Below are 22217 nucleotides of genomic sequence, written 5' to 3'. Positions count from 1 at the left end.
GCTATGGCTTCGCTTCGCGAGCCTCCGGCCCCTGAGGGCCTAAGCATGTCACACTCCATTCCAGACCATATTGAAGCGGCCAGCACGCTCGCAGTCATCGCGTCTTCGAACGAACCGCTTCTGTTCCTTGACGCCGCTTTGCGGGTGATCGCATCGAGCACGTCCTTCTGCCAAGCCTTCCAGATGGACCTTGCCAGTCTGCCGGGAAAACGCCTCTCTGATCTTGGCGAGGGCGAATGGGCGTCGCCGCAGCTCGCCTCCCTGCTCGGGGCCACCGCATCGGGCGCCGCTGAAGTGGAGAATTACGAGTTCGACTTGAACCGGGCGGGGCAGGAAACGCGGCACCTCATCCTGAATGCGCGCAAGCTCGATGACGGGGATCCCGATCATGTCCGCCTCTTGCTAGCGATTTCCGACGTCACGCTCGCTCGCGCCGAGGCTCGGCAGAAGGACGATCTCGTCCGTGAGAAGGCGATCCTGCTGCAGGAAGTCCAGCACCGCGTCGCCAATAGCCTGCAGATCATCGCGAGCGTGCTGATGCAAAGCGCCCGCAAGGTCCAATCAGGGGAGGCGCGCGAGCACCTCCAGAGCGCGCACCACCGCGTCATGTCGATCGCCGCCGTCCAGCGACAGCTCGCGGCATCGGCGTTGGGCGAAGTGGCGTTGAGGCCCTACCTAACCCAGCTCTGCGAAAGCCTGGGCGCCTCGATGATCCGTGATCCCAGGCGGCTGTCGATTTCTGTTCATGCCGACGAGAGCGCCGTCGATGCGCGCGTGTCTGTGAGCCTCGGGTTAATCGTCACCGAACTGGTCATCAATGCACTCAAGCATGCTTTCCCGGGGCGCAGAAAGGGAAGGATTGTCGTCGACTATCGATCTGAGAGTTCGGACTGGATGCTGTCGGTCAGCGATGACGGCATCGGCATTCCGGATGGCGCCGAGGCCCCGCAGCCGGGACTTGGAACCGGCATTGTCGACGCTCTCTCCGGTCAGTTTTACGCGAAGATCCGGATCATCGACACGCAACCGGGGACCTCGATCTGCGTTGGATACGAAGGCTTAGCTGAAGTGGGTCATCCTGCACCACGAGCTGCCTAGGGGAGTTGCCGAGCAACTTCGCCAAACCGAGACACCCATGACAAAGCGAGATGGCGTCGTTCTTATCGTCGAAGACGAGGCCCTCATACGTATGGGTGCAGTGGAGCTGGTTAAATCGGCCGGCTTCGAAGCCCTCGAGGCAAGGAATGCCGACGAAGCGATCCGGCTTCTTGAGATGCGGACGGATATCCGTCTTGTATTCACAGATGTCGACATGCCCGGGACGATGGATGGACTCAAGCTGTCCCGCTATATTCGCGACCGATGGCCGCCGGTGAAGCTGATTGTCGCGTCAGGGAAGGCACTCCTTGACCAGAGCCATCTGCCGGAAGGCGCCCGGTTTTTCCCCAAGCCCTATCTCGAGCATTCCATCAGAGAGGCAATTGTCGGGCTGCTCTCTGGATAGGAGTGCTGACCGACTTGGCCACGCCGCCGAAAGCCCGCTATCGGCCGCTACGGTGAGATCACCGTCGGGCAAGCTCGGGGCATCGCCCAGGATTGGCTGGCCGAAGTCCGCCGCGGCGTCGATCCCAGCGCCGAGCGAGCCACCGCCCGGCAGGCGCCTACGGTCAAGGAACTCTTCGACCGGTTCATTACCGACTACTCGGAGAGCCGCAACAAGCCATCCATGGTGGAGTCGAACCGCGGTTACGGCAGGCGCTACATCATCCCGGTGCTTGGCCAGTTGAAGGTGCCCGACGTCACCCGCCGACATCTCGAACCTGATGCAGACGATGTCGAAGACGCCGACGAACGCGAACCGCGTCCTCGCCGCCGTGCGGAAGATGTTCAACATGTCCGAGGTGTGGGGCATGCGCCCCGACGGGTTCGAACCCGTGCCGCCACGTCCCGAAGTACCCGGAACGCGAAAAGACCCGGCTGATCTCCGACAGCAAAATGAAGAAGCTCTTCGCTTACTTTCGCGTGCGCCAAGGCGGAGGGGCTTGAGCATCCCTTCATCCTCTTCGCGATCCTCGACACCGCTCGGCGACCGATATCGCAAACTCCGGTGTCCCGGTGAAGGTCGGCATGGCGCTCACAGCCACAAGACGGTGACCATGTTCATGAATTACGTGCACACCGAGGACGATCCCGGCCGTGACACCGGGCCGGCGGTGACCCGCACAGGATCTCCCTGGCGCGATCTGCCCGGCGAACCGGGCAAGTTGAACCCGGTCCACCGACAATATCGCCGTTCGACCGAGGCGGGCGTCTGGGACGTGATATTGAGCGCCCTGGCCGACCGCGAGGCCGCTGACAACACGATGGAAATGATCGATTTCACCATCATCCGGGGCGCACCAGCACGCCGCCGGAGGAGGGGGGACTCAGAGAAACGGTACTGGCCGTTCGCGCGGTGGGCTCACGACCAAAGTTCATACAAGAGCGAATGCGGGGAGGGTCTTGCGGTCGGCTTCAGCGTGACGCCCGGGCGGGCCTCGGACATGACAGCCTATGGCGACCTCATGGACGAGGACGTACCCGATCCCGTGGCGATGCTCGCCGACAAGGGCTATGACAGCGACGCCATCCGCGATGACCTCAAGGGCCGGGGCATCGAGCCTGTCATCCCGACCAAATCGAGCCGCAAAATCCAGCGCCCCCGTCTGCCGGCAGACCTATGCCAACCGCAACCGCATCGAGTGCTTCTTTAACAAGATCAAGCACCAACACCATGTCGCGACCCGCTACGATAAGCTCGCGTCCAACTTCCTCGGCTCCGTTCAACTCGCCACAATCCGTATCTGGATCAGTTCGTCCACACGGCCTAGTGGACTATTCTTGTATTCAGACCCATTTTGTGAGAATTTATCGGACACTTTCGCTTGGTGCACTTTACTTCTCTAATTTTTCGAAGATTGTGCTCAGAATTTTCGGTTGATCTGCTCTGAGAATGGCTGTGTTCAGCGTTGAATATGCCAAGAGGGTAACGCCGATGTCCGTAGATATGAATAATGTCGAGCTCTCACGGATGAGGTGGGGAGCTATTATAGTTGGGGCGAGCATCGTTGCGGCCATAGCCGCATTACTCATCGTAACGTCCCATCTTACGAGAGAAATAACTGCAACCGATATGGTTGCTCTGATGGGTACGGTCACGACATTTCTTGGTCTTGCTGTAGGAATACTCTTCGGTGTGAATGCCGGCAATTCCGCTCGTGCCAACGCAACGGAAGCCACCACGCAGATGAGCGAGGCGGCCAGCAAGGTGGCCGATGCCGCGAAGACGGCTACCGATTCCGCCCAGCTGGCGACTGAAACCGCAGCCAGAGCGATCGACGCCTCGCACACCGCCATGCGCGAACTCGTCTCGCAGCAGCGCGCCCTGAGAGCCTTGCCCGCCGACGCTGTTGCGAGGGGCGAGCCGGAGGAAGACGTCGAGGATCTGGCGGGCGATCCTGACGACATCCATACCCGCACGGTGCTCCCCACCGAGCGCGGGTTGGACAGCTTCACGCGCGGCGTCGTCAACATTGCAAATCCTGCACCGGCTGAAGCGTTGTTCGCCAAGGGCGTGCTTGGCGTGGCCGAGGCTGAAGCGGCGGCGGGTGTCAGCCGCTCGAGCAACAAGGCCCGCGTCACCGAATATCTCAAGCTGCTGGGCTTCGAGTTCCTTGACGCGCACGGCGTTCCGACACGCTATTGCGCGGCCGGCCTGACCTGGGCGGCCTGCAAGGCCTATTGCCAGATGAACAATATCGCCTTCACCCCCGACAATGAGCTTGCGATCTTCCGCAGCGTCCTCGGTGATATCGGCCGTCATTACTTCAAGCCAAGCGCCGGTTGTCAGGTCATCATGAACGACGCCAAGGCGCGAGGCAGCTTCCTGCCGGCGTCGAAAAGGCCCTTGCCCGGCTATCTCGTCTTTTACAACTGGGAAGGCGGCGGACATGCCCAGCATATCGGCCTGGTCCAGAGAGCCGACAGCGGCGATCTGCGCACCGTCGAGTTCAATACCACCGTCGCTTCCGGTCCTAACCAGGGCGATGGAGGCGCGGTCGCCACCAAGACGCGCGCGCTGAAGTTCGTGTTGGGTTACGCACAGACCTATTGACCGGGCACCTCCACCGGTCGGCTGGTGCAAGGACAGAGCCATGGCCAGTGATACGGATCCGGCCGCGGGAGCCACCGCGCCCCCTGACGTCGATACCAGTCTTGACCCTGCCGTGACGACGCTGGCGACGCATCGTTCTGAGCCCGACGTCGTCGATTTCGAACGCCTGATTGCGAACTGGACGCCGATCGGACACGTCGAGACCGTGTGTATCGATGTCATTGGGACCCACAGGAATGGCGGTTCGCGACATCACCATGTGTCCGTCGATCCGGATGGCGTCATACGGCCGACGCTCGAGCAGGGGGACGAACTGTCATCGCCGCCAGGCGCCTTCATGATTGGCCTTGCGACATCGAGCTCAGCCTTCGCACTCGCCGGCGCCCAATATGAGGCCGCGGTCCGGATGACGGCGATCGTGCAGGATCGCTTTGGTCTCGGGGTTTCGGATCTCCGCCTGGAAGGCTCCTGGCCGGCAGGCTCGATCCCGCGCATCGCCGCTGCCGTTCGCGTCTGCCGTGGCGCCAATCGGCCGCCGACGGGCGAAGCTGGTGCTCTGTCAACGCACGGGAATCCTTCGAACCCGCAGGAGACCATCATGAGTTCAATCGATGCGCTTGAGCCGGCCGCGCGTGATACGCGCATCGACCCGGCTACCCTGGCAGCGCTGCGCCCGCATCTGTTCAATCTCTGGGGCGGCAAATTCTCGCGCGACGGTCTCTTTCATTCCGATGAGAGCGATGTGGAGCGGGTCTTCGGCGAGGAGCTTCCGCGCCGGCTCGCCTCGCTGGAGGACGGAGCGCCGCTTCATATCGTGCTTTATGCGCATGGCGGGCTCGTCAACGAGGCCGGCGGGCTGCGGATTGCGGCCAACCAGATCCCGTGGTGGAACGCAAATGGCTGCTATCCACTGCAATTTGTCTGGGAATCGGGCCTCTTCGAGAGCATTGCGAAGATCATTGGCATTCGCCGCGACGTTGCGAGTGAACTGAGCGGCTTCCGCGACGCGACGATCGAATTCGCAGCGCATCGGCTGGCCGGTCCGCAAATCTGGGGCAACATGAAGAACTCGGCTGCGGCCGCGTTCGAGCCCGATGCGGCTGGCACGAAGATCGCCGAGCGCCTGGTGGCGTTCGCGCGGGCCAACCCCGAGCGGGTGCGCCTCCACGGCGTCGGGCACAGCGCCGGGTCGGTCTTCCTCTCACATCTTCTTCGCCGCCTTGATGCGCTTGACGCGCCCGCGCTCGAAACCCTTTCCTTCCTGGCACCAGCGATCACCGTCGATGCCTATCTGCGCCTGGCTGACCCGCTCATTCCGAAGCGTGCCAAGTCGCTGCGCCTTTTCACGATGAGCAGAGACTACGAACTTCGCGATTCGGTCACCCCCCTCTACCGCAAGTCGCTTCTCTACCTGATCAGAAATGCGCTCGAACCGGAAGTCGGCGAGCCGGTGCTCGGATTGGAGGAGAGCCTGCGTGCCAGCCCGCCGCTCGTCAGGCGCTTCGGGCTTGACGGGCAAGCCTCTTCGACGGGCTCGATCGTCTGGTCCGTCACCCCGGTGAGTACGGGTTCGGAGGCAAGCACCTCGACCTCGCATGGCGGCTTCGATAACGACGCTCCGACCATGAACAGCGTCGCCCGCCGCGTTCTCGGCATCGCCGACAGTGTCGATCTGGCGCAGTCATTTCCGATCGACAACCAGCAGCGGGCCGCGGTCACCCCGCCGTCGCAGACGCCACTCGCCTCGGATGAACTGTTGTCGCAACCCATCGCAGCGACGCCGCCACGCATTGATGGCCTGCCCGTTCGGCGCGCGCTCTGCATCGGCATCAATGCCTATCCGGGTCAGAACGCACTCGACGGTTGCGTGGCCGATTCCGAAGACTGGGCGTCGGCCTTGGCGAGCCTCGGTTTCGCCGTCGACAAGTTGCAGGACGCCGCAGCGACCCACGCCAACATCTTGGGCAGACTGCGGACGATGGTGGACAGCAGCCGCGCCGGAGACACGCTTGTCTTTCAGTATGCCGGCCATGGAACGGACGCTCCGGATCTGGATGGAGATGAGATCGGCCCCAACGGCGAAGCGAACCCCGATCAGGCGTTCTGTCCGGTCGACTTCGAGACCGGTCAACTGATCATCGACGACGATCTTCGGGCCGTTCTCGAGCGCTTGCCCGTGGGCGTGCATCTGACCTGTTTCCTGGACAGCTGCCATTCTGGAACGGCCACCCGCCTTCTGGTCGGGCGCGAACCGGGGAAGCCGAATGGCAAGAAGCGTTATCTGAAGCTGACGCCCGACATAGAACAGCGCTTCATCGCCACGCGCAGCGCCGTCAACCGGCGTCGCGCGCTGGCCGGCGGCCATATGGCGCCCGGCACCCGGGAGAAGATGCGCTGGGTGAGTTTTGCGGCCTGCCAGGACGGCCAGAGCGCCTGGGAGTCGGAGGGGCATGGCGACTTCACGCGGTTTGCGGTCCCATTTCTCGCGCAGCACGCGGATCTCACAAACGGCAGCTTTCAGGACGGCGTGCTCAAGGCATTTGGCGTTAGCCCGCGGCAAAATCCGAGGCTTGATTGCCGGGACGAGGACAGGGAAGCACCCTTCCTGTTCGCTCGGGCTGACCGCGTTCCAGCCGCCGGGCCGGACAATGCTGAAGCCAATTCGATACAGAAGATCGACGAAGCCCTCGCGGATGGGCAAGCTGGCAGCCGATCCGCGCAGGTCGCCGATCTCCTGATGGCGATTGCCCGGTTGCTGCGATGAATCCCGGGGACGCTGCCAACAACGTTCTGCCCGCATCGATCGACGCTCTGCGAACGCAAAGCGACACGACGGCAAGCGCTGCGACGGTTCTTGCATCGGAAGAGGACCGGATCAACGCACCGACGGCGGCGGCGCCTCCAGCTCGCCATGTCGCGCAACTCGGCCGGGACTATGCGCATGGGCGCAAACTCTTCAACGCGGCGAAATTCGGGCGCCATAGGCGCAGCTCCGAGGAACCCCTCTACCGGCCGCTGCGCGTTTATCTGAGTGATCCGGTCGCCTCGACGGCCGTTGGCGGGGTCACCGTGATATCCGTGCCGTATGAGCCGCTGAAGAGTGGCCCGTCAGGCAAATTCCTTGCCGTCGTGGATGGCGACGAAATTTGGGGAAAGCGGGTCGATCTTGCCGATCTCGACTGCCTGAGCGCCCTGCTCGATCAGGGGCATCGGCCGTCGACCACCGATCCGGCCTTCCATCAGCAAATGGTCTATGCCGTCTGTTCCGAAGTCGCGGCCGTTTTTACCGGTGCACTCGGACGCGACCTGTCTTGGGGGTCGGACACCGGCATTTTGAAGCTCCGGCCTCACTATGGCGAGGATCGCAACGCCTATTATGACCCGGAGAGCAACGAGTTGAGGTTCGGTTACTTCAAGGCGGTTCCCGAGCCCGGCCCTGGCTTGCTGCCGCATGGCACGGTCTTCACCTGCCTGTCGCATGATATTATCGCGCATGAAATGACGCACGCCGTGCTGGACGGAATGCGGTCGCGCTTCCAGGAGCCTACGAATACCGACGTCCTCGCATTCCACGAGGGCTTCGCCGACATCGTTGCCATTCTCCTGCATTTTGGCCATGCCGGCGACGTGAAGGATGCGATCGTCCGCAGCGTCGGCAAGATCGGAGCTGATCCAACGATTTTCTCGCTCGCTGCGCAGTTCGGCGGCGCCACCGGGGCGAACGGACCGCTGCGGACCGCGCTCGGCACGGATGCTGCGGATAGCCGCGTCTATGGCTTCAGCGACGAGCCGCACGAACTCGGCTCCGTTCTCGTGAGCGCAATTCTTGAAGCACTCTCACAAGTGTTCGAACGTCGCGCGAGTTCTATCAAGGCGCTTATCGCCGCCTACAAGCGGCCGGAGGCCCCGCTTCACCCGACGTCGGTCGAACTACTGGCCGCGATCGCGATGCGAACCTCCAACCAGTTCCTCGCGCTTTGTATCCGGGCCATCGACTATTGCCCGCCGATCGACATCCGATTTGGCGAATATCTGCGGGCCTTGATCACGGCTGACCATGACCTTGTCGAGGACGACCGTGATGGCTTCCGCCACGAACTGATCACTGCTTTTGCCCGCCGCAAGATATTTCCCGACGACGTGCCGGACATTTCTGAGGAGTCGCTGCTCTGGCGCGGCCCTGATCGTGTGCCTCCAAGGATGCCGGGCCTCAGTTTTGACGCCTTGCAACTGCGGCCCGATCCGGGCGAATCCCCCTCAAGCGAGGAAATCGAGCGAGAGGCTGGGGCCCTCGCCGACGTCGTGACCGATCCGGATCTGCTCGCCTCGTTCGGCCTGTCCAGCGACAAGAGGGCGGGCCTGCCGACGATCGAGTCGATCCGCATCCTCCGCCGCGTTGGACCCGATCGCCAGGTCAGGTTCGGACTCGTTTGCGAAGTACTGCAACAGGTTCGCGTCGCAAGCGGCGATCGGGAAATTGAGATGACCGGGGGCTCGACCGTGATCATGGACAGCGCCGGAACCATCCGCTTCGTGATCCGCAAGGCGGCTGACAGAGCTAACCGCGTCGCGGCCGTCGATCAATTCAGGCAGTCGGCGCTCGGTGCCAAGCAGAGCGAGGCTTACGACGAGGGACGAACATGGGCCGCCTTGCATGAGCGCCATCGCTAAGAGGCGCATGATCACCATCCGCTGAAGCGGCCGCGGACGCCTCGATCGGCTCGCTATGGCTGGAATGCTGGCAATCTCCGGAGCCGCGGAGTGGACCTGGTGGTTGATCAACGCCCGGTGGCGGCTTCGGCCTGCGCGTCTTCCAGAATGACGTCGGCTGCCTTTTCGCCGATCATATAGACGGCAGTGGCGAGGAAGTACCCGGGAATGACCGGAAACACCGAGGCGTCGACAACCCGCAGGCCATCGATCCCGTGTACGCGGAAGCGGCTGTCGATCACCCCGCCGCTTTCGCGGGGGCCGATGGCGCAGGTGCCGCAGGCATGGTGGCCCCACGCATTGTCCTGCACATGAGCACGCAGCGCCGCGTCACTGTCGATATGGCGGCCCGGCGTCTCTTCGGTGGCGATGAGATCGTCCATGCTGTCGGCGACCTTGCGCACGAAACGTATGCCGGCGACCACGGCGTCGATGTCCGCGTCAGCGTCGCCAGTGCCTTCGTGGAACGAGTGAAACTGCACGGCGGGCTGAATTGCTGGGTCCGCGCTGCGCAGCCTCACATGGCCACCCCGGTTGTGCGAATAGGCCTTGAGTATGACCCAGCTCAGATAGTTCCGTGCGAGAATCCGCTGCGAGTAGCCTTTGTAGTAGCCGCGGAAATCCGCGAGCAGCGAAAAGCAGTGAACGTCCGGCGACGGCAGGCTGGCGCGGGACTTCAGCGCGAGCGAGAACAGGACACCGTTGCTGGTGTAGTTTCCGATCCGCAGCCATCGCCACCATCGGTAGCTCCGATCCCGGTTTGTGTAGGCCGATCCCGCGAGTGCCTTCCAGGGTCGCGTCATCCGGCTGACGACGCCGATTTCGTAACGATCCTGCAGGTTCCTGCCGACGCCTGGCAGTGCAGCCGCCTCTGCGATGCCGTGCTCGGCGAGATGCTGCGGATCGCCAATGCCGGACAGCATCAGAAGCTGCGGCGAAGCGAAAGTCCCGGCCGCAAGGATTACTTCGCGTCCGGCCCGGATCGCGTAGTCCTCGCCGTTGCTCGCCCGGCACCGGACGCCTGTCGCGCGCCCATGCTCGATCTCGATCCGAGTGACGCTGGTGTCGAGGCGGATCTCCAGACGATCCGGAAATCGCCTGCGCACATCCAGCAGGCGCTCGCGCGGCCCATGGCGCGCGTGACGCCGCGTCGAAAGCGGCGCCACTCGGATGCCGCCTGCGCCCGGATTCCACCAGCGCCGATCATTAGGATCGACTGCGGTCGTCTGCCAATCGATCCCGACCCCGCGATAGGTATCCGCCGCTGCCCCTGCCGAGCGCAGCAGCGCGCGGATCAGCGGCCAATCGAAGACGGAGCGCAGTGGCATCGCTCGTTCGGTGGTCATCCATCCTCGCCAGCCATGCCCCGTCGGGTTGAGACCGGTCAGCGCTGCAAGCCAGCGCCAGAAGAAGAAGCGATAGCGGCAGCGCTCGATCCGCTCGAAATAGGCCTGCATGCGCGACGCCTTCCAGCTATCGTCGCCGGTCAAGCGCTGGATATGGTTCCAATCGCTGTCAATGGGACGCACGACGATCATCGCATGGTGCGATGTGCAGCCACCCAGGCAGCGGGCGCGCGGATAGAGCACCCCGTCATGATCGGCGCTATAGCGCCAGTCCTTCCGCTGCTGTTCAAGATCGGCATAGTGGCGGACCCAGTAGTCCTCCGATATTCCGGGTGCCTCGGACGCGAAGGCGTGAAAAGCCGGAACCTTGTAGGTATCCGCAACCGACATGGCTCCCGTCGAACCACTGACCTCCATCAGCGGATCGCCGCCGGCCTCGATCACCAGCACGCGCATTCCGTGCTCGGCCAGACGGGCGGCGACGACGGCCCCGCCAGCTCCGCTGCCGATCACGATGAAGTCGAACGCCCTTTCGACCAGCATCGTCAGAACTGCTTGAGATAGGCGATCAGGGCCTGCTTGTCCGGATCCGGCAGATCGGTGCCGAACAGGTGGCCCCTGTTGACGACATAGTCGGGACATTTGCTGAGGCCAACCAGCGTATCGACGAGCTTCGTTTCGCGCATCACGGTTTCGGCATGCACCTGCACGCCGGGATCGGCCAGTTCCGCGTCGGTGCATTGTCCACCGAGCTGTGAGAACGCGCTGTAGAGCGTCGGGGCCGCGCTGAGGAGCCGCCAGTAATGCGCGAGGCTGGGTTCGTCATTGTCCGGCAGAAGCTTTGTGTTCACCAGCGCGTTGATCGGGAAGCCCTTGGGGAAAGGTCCGAGATGCAGCGCGCCGTCCGGCGCGACGGCCCAGCCGAACAGCCAGTTGAGCGGACCAGCGAAATTCTTGACGATGCTCGGCGAGAACCCGCTTGGAACCTTCAGACAGGAGGGCGCAGTGGTCCGATAGATATAACCGGGGACCGGTGCGTCAGTCATGGTGTCCATGCGGCGCGTCTGTGGCCACAGCATCTCGCGGATCGACCGGTCGTAGAGAGCCAGGCGGTTCTCGATGCAGGGGAGGTCTGGGTTGCTCGGATCCGAACCCGGGCAGGATGCGCCGTAGTCATAGCTCGGTCCGCTTCGATGGTTCTGACGATAGCCTGGTCCGTAATAGGCTTCGTCATAACCGATGGAATTATTGAGTAGGTACGGCGCCGATGACCAGAGGCTGATGAGTGATGCCGGACGAATATAGCCACGCCCATTTCCGAGTGATCGCAGCGGCATGGCGGCGCCGGATACCGGATGATTGACGGCAATTTCATGCGGCGGGGGCAGTGATTTGTAGGTGTCTGACGTGAAATTGTCCCAGATGTCGCCTGAGAGCCCGTTGGTCGCGAGCGCGCTGCACGCATTGGTTCCGATCACGTCCAGCGGGACGCGGCGCTCGGTGGACAGGAAATTACCGTCGAGGAATGTTTCCTTGCCGTCGGCGTCGCGCTTGTTGACCTCGGCAACCATACCGCGTTTGAACGTCTCGGTCTGGGTCCAGGCCCAGTATCGATCCCAGCATTCGCGGTAATGCGGCCCTGAGCCGCCGCCCGCGCAAATGCCACTGTCGACGCCATAGGAAGCCGGCGGCGCGGGCTGCTTCCATGAGCTCGAATGACAGGCCGCGCAGGTTTCCGCGAACACCACCTTGCCGCGATCGACGGCCGCCGCATCGCGCTTCGCAAGGACGGCTGTTCCTTCCGGAATATCGGCCAAGCGATCGGCGCGCGCAGTCACCAGGAAGAAGATCGCCATATCCGCCGTCATGTCTTCTGTCGCACCCCAATAGGCGGAATTCTTCTGAGCGTCGGCGATCCGGATCGGGGAAATCTTCTGGCCGCCGAGGAAGGCGCGGAAATGCAGCAGCCATTCCTCACTGAAGAGGCCGATATTGAGATAGACGCGATTGAGCGCGCCGAGCGCACCAACGGAATCGGAGCCGTCCTTCAGCACGCGCATCGACGCGCCCTTGCCGGTCCCATTGTCGTAGAAGGATCCGAGCGCGGCCGTCTGCGGATAGTCCTGGAATTGCTTGTTGTCGCGCTCGTCGCCCTTGAGCTGCTCGGCTCCCGTCAGCGGCGCCTGACGCATCCGAGCCATGACGTCATAGACCGCATTCATGGTGCGGGGGTTGTTGATATAATCCGTCGAGACCAGGGACGTGTCGAGCGAGCCGGGCGGGTTGGTGTGGAACAGTTGGAACAGGAAGTTGCCCTCGTTCGGTGCCGGCCGGTCTGGCGTGTCGCGTGGGCGGGTGTTCCAGAAGAAGATGCGATCGACCCAGAAATACTGAGCGCCTGGATTGGACGTGAGCTCGGAAAATCGCGGGTGCTCCGGGCTCTTCGGTGCATTGATCGGATTGGGTCCGAGATGACAGAAGGCGCATGACATGCCGACGCGATAGGGGCGCACGAGGGTCTTGTCGTTGTAGTATTTTTCGTCCGTATAATACTTGTCGGAGTCCCAATGCTTTGCCGCCTCGGCATCGAAATCCGGATTGGGGAACAGGCGCAGACCGAGCACGCCAGTGGGTTCGCCATAGTAGGATCCGACCGGAATGCTCACCTCTTGGGTACCGACCTTGAAGGTTGTTCCGCGCGCCCCGGTTCTGACGCCGGGATAGCGAGCATCGGCTTCGGGATTGCCGCCGAACGGATCGGCGGGGCAATTCGGGTCGCGCTGATCGATCCAGAGCCCGAAATGCTTGGGGTCGGGACCCGTCGCCTTGCTGAAGCAAGGTTCGTTGGAGAGGCCGAGGTACCGCCAGCGATTGGGCCGTCCATATGCCTGGCTCGGATGCGAAGAAATCGTCTTCAGGAGGTCAAAGGAGCCGATGGCTGTGTTTGCGGCGAAATCCCAGAAGCGGTCATTGCCGCCGGTCCAGACGATCCATGCATTCTGTCCCTTGATGGCCGACTGGCGAACGGCTTCCGGTGCGAGCCCGGTCGTCGTCGCCACTTCCATGATCTCGGGGGGATAAGCGGCGCCCGGCGCGGGCTTCTTCAGCAGCCCCTTGTCGAGATCGACGAAATAGGGATCGTCGGCTGCGTGAAAATAGCTGCGGTCGAGCCCAACATGCCTGGCCTCGTCCTCGACGTGTCCGAACTTGCCGGAATCGGGTTCGACGAGCGATCGCACCAGGATGATGCCGCCGATCGCGACAAGAACGAAGACACCGGCAAGGATCGCCACTCCCCAGGCAAGGAAACGGACAATACGGCGCATGATCGTTGACATCGGCGTTCTCCCACCTGGGGATCAAAGCGTCTTGAGATAGGCCAGCAGGTTCTCCTTCGCGCCCTGTGGCAGGTCGGTGCCCCAGAGATGGCCTTCGTTACTGTTTCCCGGCTCCGCTGTGTCGAACAGCACGCCATATTTCGCGCCGTCGGTGCCCGGCGCGCTGATGAAACCGCCATTCTCGGCATCGATGAGGTCGTAGCCGCGATAGAAGGAGAGGGGGCGGTTGGGCGGAGGATCGAGCAGTGCGCGCAGTGTCGGCACGCTGCCATTGTGCAGATAGGGTCCCCTGAGCCAGAGGCCTTGCAGGCCGACCGCCACATAGCCTTCGGTCTTGTGGAAACTGGCGAAGCCCCAATGATATCCAGGTTCGTAAGCGGTGTAGCGCTCGAGCGCTGCCGGCGTCCACATGTCCAGACGATGCCGGTCCGTGCCGAGGTCGACGATCGGGATTGGAGTGCGATAGCGGGCGCCGGACGGCTCATGGCAGTCCGCGCAAAGCGACGTGTAGAGACCCCGTCCCGCCTCCACCGCCGCCGCTTCGACATGATAGGGATCAGTCGGCGGCCGTAGCGTGGAGAACGGCGATGGCGGCGGGTTTTCCAGCCGGATGAATTCCATCACGCGGCCGAGCGATGCCTCCGTGCGCGGATAGGACTTGTATGACATCCCGTCGCCGATCGCGCCGGATATGACCGTCTCATGCAGATCGGTCTGCAGCCCGTCCCAATGCAGCGAGAACCGGCGCGTATTGGTCTCAGAAAGGCCCCCCATCGACCAGAGCGGCATCATGTCCGAATTGCCGATCGTCTTGTCGTCGGGCAGGCCGAGATTCTGGAATTTGACGGGATTGAACGGGTCGATCCTGCCAGGACCCCAATCCGGTCGTTCCATCATCCAGGCGAAGCGTGTCTTCTGGTCCGCCAATGCTGAACGGGTCGCTGGAATGAGCAGGAAACGGTAGAGCGTGCGTTCCCACCACGGCATGTCGTAGATGCCGGTGATCGCGGCCATGATCGTATCGGCATTGAATCGCGGATCGGAGCCGGCATTCATGAGGAAACGGATATAGGCTTGCGGGTTGACCCGCGTGCCGGCGCCGGCACTCACCATTTGGTTGACGTCGCCGGCATGCAGCCGATAGCTGCCCTGATGGCAGAACGCACAATTGGGTGCGACGCGGGGAATGACACCGAGCGTCTTGACTGAAAACCCGACCGGCACGGCCGCGCCGCGCTGCCAGAAGACACCGAATGTCCCGTAACCATCCTTGTTGCCAGGCAGGTAGTCCGGGAAGATCTGTGGCAGGACGCGCCAGATCCAATAGGGCAGCCCCTGGCTTTCCTCATTGCCGATCGAGCCATGGGCGAAAAGTTCCGCGAGATCGTTGGTTTGGGGCTGTGCGACCGGACGCAACAGGAGCAGGAAGGCGGCCACCGCCACCATCACCATGACTGCAAGGATCGACGCGAGGACAATGCGCAGGCGATGCATCAAGTGCCTCTCCCATTGGCGACGTCTTGTTCCAGGCGCACGATGCGGATCAGGCAAACGAGCGTCAAAAACCCGATCGATCCGTCAAGCAGTACTCCGATGAGAAATCCGTTCGGCTGCCCGAATACAAAGACTGCAATGAAGAAGAATACGGCGCCGAGGCTGCGGGAGGGGAACACGGCAAGCCAGGCGAAGATTCGGTATCGATCGATGTCGATCGTCGCCGGGATATAGAAGATCGACAGGATGCCGAGCAGGAGCCCCGAGAAGCGCGGCCATATGAGCTGGGTAACGGGGATCTGGAACAATCCGAGTATCCACTCAGGCCAGAACAGCAGTGGTATGACAAAAGCGAAATTCAGCAGGATCCCGATCACGACAAGGATCGCGTGGCGCGCTTTCCATTTGCTGATCGATCGAGGATCGCTCATAGCGTCTTCATATATTCCACGAGGGCGTCCTTGGCCGTGTCGGGCAAGTCGGTCCCGTAGCGGGGACCTTCGTGACCCGTATTGGCGTTGCCTGGTCGCGCGGTGTCGTAGCGGAACAGTGACCCGCCTGGAGCAGTGGCGTCCGAGCGATAGCCGACCCTGACGAGATCGAGCTCGTCGCTGCCGCGATACCAGACACCTGGACGGTGGGCGACGGGCTCCAGGAGATCGCGCAAAGTCGGCACCGAGCCGTTATGCAGATAGGGCGAACGCGCCCAGATGCCGTCGAGCGGCTGATTGGCATAGCCTTCGGTCTTGTGAAAGCGCTGGAATCGCCAGGGGTAACCGGCATAGAGCAGGTTCTGCGCCGCCGAGAAATTCTCCGTGTAGGACATCCAGCGTCCGGGATCTGTACCGATATCGGCGAGACGTTCGACGTGGCCGAGCCGTGGAAAATGGCCGCGATCATAGTCGTAGCCGGCCTGGCCCGCCTGGCCATGGCAGTCGGAACAGTAGTGGCTGAAAAGCACCCGCCCTTCGGCCACCTTCACAGGGTCAATGGCCTTAGGCATTGGAAATGGCGGCGGCGGCAGATCCCTCATCCAGGCCTCTATCCTGCCGATGGAGTGCCTGTCGACCGAGCGAGGCGTAACGCCGGCGCCGAGCGCCGCGCTGAGATCGCGTTCGGCAACGGAATCATTGTTGCCGTCCCAGTGGAGGTTCATGCCCTCGCGCGGGCGTTGGTTCCATATCGCCGGATAGTCCGACGATCCGTTGAGCGCCGGACCGTCGAGATTGGCCTTGGCCATCGGAAAGTTGAACTGGATCGCCTTATAGGGATTGAACGTGTCGACCCGCCCTGGCCCCCATGGCTCCTGCCGGGCGACAAAGTCTAGGCGCGTGCCGAGATCGAGGAACGCGATCTTCACGCGCGGAAAGATCACATACCGGTAAAGCAGTCGCTGGAAGACGTTGAGATTGCCACCGACCGCATCGCTGTTGATAGCCGCAATCAGCGTATCGGCATTGAAGCCCGGATCTTGTCCGGCCTCGATCAGGAAGCTGATCAGTTCCTGCAGCCGGAGATTGTTTGACGGCGCCCCGGGAATGCGGTGCTGCTCGCTCGATCCTGGCAGGCGATAGGTACCGACATGGCATGTGGCGCAGTTGAACCAGACGCGTTCGACCCCGGCTATCGTTCGGCGGGAAATCCCGATGGGAAGATCGTCATCCGCCGTCTCGTAAAGGAAGCCAAAGCGGCGATAGCCTTCTGAGCCTAGCTTGTCCGCATAGATGATCGGCAAAGCCTTGAACACCCAATAAGGGGGCCCAGTCACCTCGCTGCCGATCGATCCATGAATGAAATGCTGCTCGCCATCGGCGAAGGCGACGACATATTGATTAGCGAAAATCAAATAATAGAAGAACGTAACGATCAACACTAACAGGATCAGCCATTTCACACGCCGCCGCTTCACAAGAACTGTTTCGACAGGTGTAAGGCGCTCTCCGGCCATTGTGGTTTTCCTAATCCAACCCTTGGACGCCTTTGGGCGGCGCCTCAGTGAAGGCGGGCGGTTCGAATACTGTCATCACTTCGGCGATCATCTTTTCATACCGCTCTTCGAAGCTGTCACCGTCGAAGCGGCTGAGTTCATAGCAACCAAGCGGGTTCTCGAGATCGTTCACCAGACACTTGTTGCAATACGTGCATTCCTTGCCCGGCTCGGGGCCGTTGGCCGCGCGCAGGATTTCGGGCAGATCGTTATTGGCGATCAGTGGACGGGCCATCGAGACCGCGTCGCAGGCGCCCGACCGGATGGCTTCCGCAATCTTGTCGGCGTGCTGGAAGCCGCCGGTGCAGAGCACCTTGATGCTCGGGTCGATGGCCGATACGGCCGACGATATCGCCCGCGCGTAACCGAGATTGATGCCCTCGATGACCTTGCCGCGGCGCCATCGCCAGAAGGCTTCGAACAGTCGTGCCGTCAGAGGATTGGTGAAAATCGCATAGTTGAAGCCCGAGCGAGTCCCTTGCGAGATCATGCCGTCATACCAGCGCGCGAGCTCCCGCGTCGATATCTCTCCGGCCGGATTGCGCGGATGCGGAAAGGTGGAGCCGCTGGAGACATGAAAGGCGTCGACGCCCTCGCCGCCATCCAGAAGCAGCTCACAGATCTTGACTGTCTCGTCGAGCGAATTCCCCTTGTGAATCCAGGGATAGAGCCAGTCATTATGATCAACCCCATTGATCTTCATCTGCAAGTGGAAGTCCGAGCCCACCTCACGTCGGATGGCGCGAATGATCTCCAGGACGAACCGGGCTCGACCTTCCCAGTTGCCCCCATATTCATCGTCGCGGTCATTAATTCCGGAGCTCAGGAACTGGGTAATGAGGTAGCCATTGGCGCCATGCAGCTCCACGCCGTCCAGACCGGCTGCGCGGGCCCGGCGCGCGCCTTGGGCGAACTGCTCAACAACCAGCGCGATATCCGCCTTGGTCATTCGCTGGGCGAGCAATCCATGGAAATAGTCGCTCTTGTTCGTCGAACTCAGCCCGCGATGGAAGAGATTCTCGACGCCGCCGAGATCCTGCTGCCGGCCTGAATGGCTGAGTTGCATGATGAAGCGGCAGTCATGCCGGTGCACGCGCTCGCCGACCGCCCGCCAGAACGGAATTTTGTCGTCCGCGTTTATCATCGCATAGCGGACCAAGATGCGGCCGCGCACGGATACCGGCGTAAAGGAAGAAATAATGCAGCCAACGCCGCCGCGCGCGAACTTCTCTTCCCAGTTCAGTCGTGCATTACCACCATGCCCATTGTAGTCATCGAACATTCCCGAAATATTAGATCGAAACAACCTGTTCTTGACAGAAAGCGACCTGAACCGCAATTCGTTGAAAATGATATCGGCGTTATCTTGATGATAGAAATCGGCGTCGGCGGGCATGTCATTCAAACCTCTTGCCAAAGTGGTCAAGATTATAATTTGAAATCAGAGTCTCCGACAAAGCAGATAGTATTTATCGTATCAATGACGGGCTATGATATCACCAACACATCTGGCTGCAACAGTTTAAAATTATGACAGTCTTTCATATGATTCAACGCATGGTACCAAGACGTCACGCGATCTATCCGTCGGATAGATCTTTGTAGGCCGGCATTTGTCCGCCACCGATCCGGCGGTGCCTTGTCACTGGAACATCAGCAGCACTCTTGTGATCGATCTCGTCGTCGGGGCCGAGCGGCTGGGTGAATCTGCCCCCTGATGATTGTTGCAGCCCCAGAATGCCTGTCCGTCCCATTAAGAAATGTCGGAAAGAACACCTTGGATTCGGCGCCAAAAGACGTGTTTCGTCAATAGATTATGTCGATTCGCTAAGGGAACTATGTGTAGTCGACACGATGCCATGTAATCCACTCAAATGGATATGGATTACTTCATTGACGAGACGCGCCCATTATGGCATGGTTATTAATCGTGGTGTGGGAGTTGACGTCCATGTCCAAAATCGTGTTGATGCTCGGTGTCGTTGCCTTGGTCGCGATCGGCTTCACGGTCAGTTCGCAATCAGCAAGATCTGCAGGCCCCTGTAATTCCTCCGCTCAGAACTGCCCGTGATCACGCGCCGTCAGGCGCATCACGATGAACGATCTGATTTACATCGGATCTGTACTTGTCGGTGCAACGACACTGCTGATAGAGGCCTTTCGTAATTTCAATTCGCAGACGGGAAATCACCCGTTCTCCTTGCACCCGATTCTCAGGGATGTTGAAGTGCGCAACTTATGCACGACCGGCGAGGTGATCGCCGGTTTTGCATTTTATTCCGCCATGTATCTTATCGTCTATACCGTAGTTCTTGGCTCCGCTGAGATCTATCAACTTCTGGTCAGTGCCAGCAATGCGCGCAATGAGATCGGCGCGACGGATAATGTTCTGGCGGTGACCGATCCTTCCCTTCTGTCAGCAACCAATTACGGCAAGCCCATCTTCGTCTCCGCGCTACTGATATCGTTTCTTTCAATCGGCGCCGTCAAACCCATTGAAGCGACCATGCGCGGCCTTGCGCATCGTCTCGCGGGTATTCCGCGCGGCGTCTACAAGGTCATTGAAAGTCTGAGGGACGTTTCCTACACCGAATTTATAGAACGCCAGCCGGGGCCGCTGGTGATGGCGTTTCACGAGGCGACGGCATCGCTTTTCAAGGATGGCCAGCTCGATCCGCGCTTCAGGCTGATCAGAAGCGAATACAGTTCGATCGAAGATTCCCTGGCGACGATCGACTATCTCGCGGTGGCGACAAACGACACCAACCGCATGCTGTATTTTCCGCTCTATCAGATCAGCGAGCTGACATCGCTATCATCCAAGCTGGAGACGGAACTGGCGGCTTTGCGGACAGCCATCGGCGAACTCGCAACCGAGATCAAGGCGTCGGCGCCCCTGAGCGACGGAACGCCGGACATCGACACGCAGAAACTGTGGGGGCTGTTCTCAAATCTCGGCGGCCTGTCCGCCAATACACGTTCGAACACCATGGCGGTCTTCGCTGTGTTCTTCGTCCGCAACAACAGATCGGTGTTCAGCCAGGGCAATCTGCTGACCCGCAAGGTGACGGGGAGTGGTCCCGCGCGAACGCCGATGGAAAAAACCGTCAGGCGCATTCAGGAGCGCTACAACTCCGAGCAGAATGCATTCGGGATCAGCTTGTTCGTGGCGGTGATCGTCGGTGCGATCCTGACATTCACCCTCTATGATCAGTGGACCGGCTGGAAGGCCGCAGGCAATGAGAGCCTCTACAGCGAAGAGCTCGCTTCGGCGAAACGGGACTTTGATTCCGCGAAGAAGACGTGCACACGCCCTCGGGCGGACTGTGAAAAAGCCGAGGCCATCAGCCGCTACCGCGCATCCCAGCGCGACAATCTCGTCAAATTCGCGGTTTGGGACACGGTTCATTCGGGCCTGATCGTTCTGCTCGGCGTCTTCTTCGTGCTGATCGGGCGCGAAGTCAGGATCGAACAGCAGTCCTGGCGCACGGAATGGCGATTTTATCACTTTCCATTTCTGGCCTTGCTCAGCATGTCGTTCATGTCGGGATTGATCGCCGTATTCGCTTCGGCGGCCGTCAGATTCCTTCAGCTCGGCTGGGACGTCGGCTTCAGGCTCACGCAGACGCAGATCATCGACTTGTTTGAGCAGTCCGGTGTGTTCTTTGCTTTTCAGTTCGGATCCGGATTGATCCTGGCCTTCGCAGCGCTGGTCATCATGGACAAGCACCGGCAACTGCGCTTGATGGCAACCATCGCCATCAGCCTGCTCTTTGGCGCGATCTATGTTGTCTATACGCGCATCGTGATCTTCATTTCCTACGAGGGTGCCGCCAGTACGCCCCCGGGCGTGCCATTCTCGCTGGAGTTTCGCGACACGATCATGCTTTCAACCGTGCCGCTGCTGTTCATGATTCTCTTTGCCATTTTGCTGGAGACGACCGAAGCGGGCGATCGTCTCGTGGAGCCGGAAGCTGCTCGCTGAGGAACAGTCGATGGGCGCCGTGTGGCTTAGCCGGATCCTCTTCGGCCTCTCCGCCTTAATCTGGACCGCCCCGGTCTTTGGGCAGGCGGCGACCGATGGCGCGTTGGAGATAGGCGAATGCGGGGCCAGCACCCGGCTCTGCGTCGGTGTCAGGAGTGACGCCCGACCCTTTTCCTACAAATCCAGCCCGCCCGGCGAAGCCTCGTCAGATGCGGTGCGCGGCCCGCTGCGGCGGGCCGGCTACACCGGCTATATGGTTCGCATCTGCGACGCGGTTCTCGTAGAAATGGTGCTGGATGGCGACCCGCTGGTTGATCTGAAGTTTGGCGATATTGGTTTCTACGATATCGACAAGGCGGCACAGGCAACCGATGCTGCCGCAAACGATGGCGCGTCGCCAAGCGGGCGTTTCGCGGACCTCGGCAAGCGGTTCGATATCCTCTGCGATCCCGCGACGATCACCAATGACCGACGCGACGATTTCAGTGTTTCGCCACCGCTCTTCCTGACCGGTATCAGCTACATCACGCGCAAGGGCGCGCCGCAGCTCGGCAGGATATGCGCCGATCGCAAGAGATCGCTGATTGGTCTCGTCGGCGGGACGACGGCGGCCACCGAAGGCATCCGGGCGCTGCTTGACGCGCACGAACTGCCGGAACTCCACCGTCCGATGATCGATTTTCTGACGCCGAGCCCCAAGCCGGGCGACGTGAAGCTCGACTCGTGCGGCTTCAATCCCGCAGACCCGGGGTTCAAGCCGCGTATCCAGACCTATAAGACGCATACGGCCGCGGCCAAGGCGTTCTGCGACGGTGAGTTCTATTATCTCGTCGGCGACCTCGAGATTATCACTGCGAATGTCAGAATGGTCCCCGGCTGCGACTATGAGAATGGGACCAGTACCTACACCAATGACCGCTATGCGGTGTTCGGGCGGACGCGACCGGCCATGGCCGGAGAAAGCCCCGTCGACACCATGGCGCGCCGGTTGCTGGTCGCCCGCTTCTTCCAGATCATGTCGCAGAAGGTCGTGTTTAATCCGTCGATCCTCGATAAGGCGTTCGGCGACACGTTTCTCGGCGTTTCCCCGAGCCGCAAGCTGGAGATCTTCTTCTGGAGCGTGCGCGGCGAACGCCACTGACAGACTTTCGCCCCGCGGTTGGGCTCATCCTCTGAAGTCGCCGGCCGTCTGGTGATGAACTAG

General features: G+C 61.2%; 16 protein-coding genes. 10 read left to right on the top strand and 6 right to left on the bottom strand.

What is annotated here, in order from left to right; all coding sequences use genetic code 11:
• Positions 1–45: 45 nt before the first annotated feature.
• The 8 genes from BUB39_RS23200 (at position 46) to BUB39_RS23160 (ending at position 8824) form a co-directional block, all read left to right on the top strand.
• Positions 46–1098 carry a sensor histidine kinase gene (locus BUB39_RS23200; RefSeq protein ID WP_073058440.1) on the top strand — a complete coding sequence of 351 codons (1053 nt, stop codon included), beginning with the start codon at positions 46–48 and terminating at the stop codon, positions 1096–1098.
• A gap of 37 nt (positions 1099–1135) precedes the next feature.
• On the top strand, positions 1136–1504 hold the full coding sequence (locus BUB39_RS23195; protein WP_073058439.1) for a response regulator: 369 nt from the start codon (positions 1136–1138) through the stop codon (positions 1502–1504).
• Between the two features lie 39 nt (positions 1505–1543).
• Positions 1544–1981 (top strand): tyrosine-type recombinase/integrase, encoded by a 438-nt coding sequence (locus BUB39_RS25070; protein WP_425292933.1) that lies wholly within the window; start codon positions 1544–1546, stop codon positions 1979–1981.
• A gap of 175 nt (positions 1982–2156) precedes the next feature.
• The gene (locus tag BUB39_RS25910; protein ID WP_073058437.1) at positions 2157–2753 is read left to right on the top strand and encodes a transposase; all 597 of its coding nucleotides are present in this window, start codon (positions 2157–2159) and stop codon (positions 2751–2753) included.
• Positions 2635–2946, top strand: coding sequence for a transposase (locus BUB39_RS26035; protein ID WP_073058436.1), 312 nt, complete (start codon positions 2635–2637; stop codon positions 2944–2946). The genes BUB39_RS25910 and BUB39_RS26035 overlap by 119 nt, the downstream gene beginning before the upstream one ends.
• A gap of 46 nt (positions 2947–2992) precedes the next feature.
• Positions 2993–4153 (top strand): hypothetical protein, encoded by a 1161-nt coding sequence (locus BUB39_RS23170; protein WP_139251599.1) that lies wholly within the window; start codon positions 2993–2995, stop codon positions 4151–4153.
• A gap of 40 nt (positions 4154–4193) precedes the next feature.
• Complete coding sequence (locus BUB39_RS23165) at positions 4194–6917, top strand: caspase family protein (protein ID WP_073058434.1); 2724 nt, start codon at positions 4194–4196, stop codon at positions 6915–6917.
• The gene (locus BUB39_RS23160; protein ID WP_073058433.1) at positions 6914–8824 is read left to right on the top strand and encodes a gluzincin family metallopeptidase; all 1911 of its coding nucleotides are present in this window, start codon (positions 6914–6916) and stop codon (positions 8822–8824) included. Before BUB39_RS23165 ends, BUB39_RS23160 begins: the two co-directional genes overlap by 4 nt.
• A gap of 107 nt (positions 8825–8931) precedes the next feature.
• On the opposite strand, the gene BUB39_RS23155 is transcribed toward BUB39_RS23160, so the two are convergent.
• Genes BUB39_RS23155 through BUB39_RS23130 form a run of 6 tightly spaced genes read right to left on the bottom strand, consistent with a single transcriptional unit; the run spans position 8932 to position 18424 of the window.
• Positions 8932–10752, bottom strand: coding sequence for a GMC family oxidoreductase (locus BUB39_RS23155; protein ID WP_073058432.1), 1821 nt, complete (start codon positions 10750–10752; stop codon positions 8932–8934).
• A 2-nt stretch (positions 10753–10754) separates the two neighbouring features.
• Positions 10755–13547, bottom strand: coding sequence for a c-type cytochrome (locus BUB39_RS23150; protein ID WP_073058431.1), 2793 nt, complete (start codon positions 13545–13547; stop codon positions 10755–10757).
• A gap of 21 nt (positions 13548–13568) precedes the next feature.
• Positions 13569–15041 carry a c-type cytochrome gene (locus tag BUB39_RS23145; protein ID WP_073058430.1) on the bottom strand — a complete coding sequence of 491 codons (1473 nt, stop codon included), beginning with the start codon at positions 15039–15041 and terminating at the stop codon, positions 13569–13571.
• Positions 15041–15418, bottom strand: a complete 378-nt coding sequence (locus BUB39_RS23140; protein ID WP_244540356.1) for a hypothetical protein — start codon at positions 15416–15418, stop codon at positions 15041–15043. The genes BUB39_RS23145 and BUB39_RS23140 overlap by 1 nt, the downstream gene beginning before the upstream one ends.
• Before the next feature lie 50 nt (positions 15419–15468).
• Positions 15469–16989 carry a c-type cytochrome gene (locus tag BUB39_RS23135; RefSeq protein ID WP_073058428.1) on the bottom strand — a complete coding sequence of 507 codons (1521 nt, stop codon included), beginning with the start codon at positions 16987–16989 and terminating at the stop codon, positions 15469–15471.
• Between the two features lie 10 nt (positions 16990–16999).
• Positions 17000–18424 (bottom strand): NADH:flavin oxidoreductase, encoded by a 1425-nt coding sequence (locus BUB39_RS23130; RefSeq protein WP_073058427.1) that lies wholly within the window; start codon positions 18422–18424, stop codon positions 17000–17002.
• 699 nt (positions 18425–19123) lie between these two features.
• Here BUB39_RS23130 and BUB39_RS23125 point away from each other — a divergent pair.
• Both BUB39_RS23125 and BUB39_RS23120 read left to right on the top strand, forming a co-directional pair.
• The gene (locus tag BUB39_RS23125; RefSeq protein WP_073058426.1) at positions 19124–21013 is read left to right on the top strand and encodes a hypothetical protein; all 1890 of its coding nucleotides are present in this window, start codon (positions 19124–19126) and stop codon (positions 21011–21013) included.
• 10 nt (positions 21014–21023) lie between these two features.
• Entirely contained in the window at positions 21024–22154 is a 1131-nt protein-coding gene (locus BUB39_RS23120) for a type 2 periplasmic-binding domain-containing protein (protein ID WP_073058425.1), read from the top strand.
• The last annotated feature ends 63 nt before the right edge of the window (positions 22155–22217 follow it).

The sequence above is a fragment of the Kaistia soli DSM 19436 genome, from assembly GCF_900129325.1.
GTDB lineage: Bacteria > Pseudomonadota > Alphaproteobacteria > Rhizobiales > Kaistiaceae > Kaistia > Kaistia soli.
Note: the sequence above shows the minus strand (reverse complement) of the source record. Positions and strands in the feature narration are given on the sequence as shown.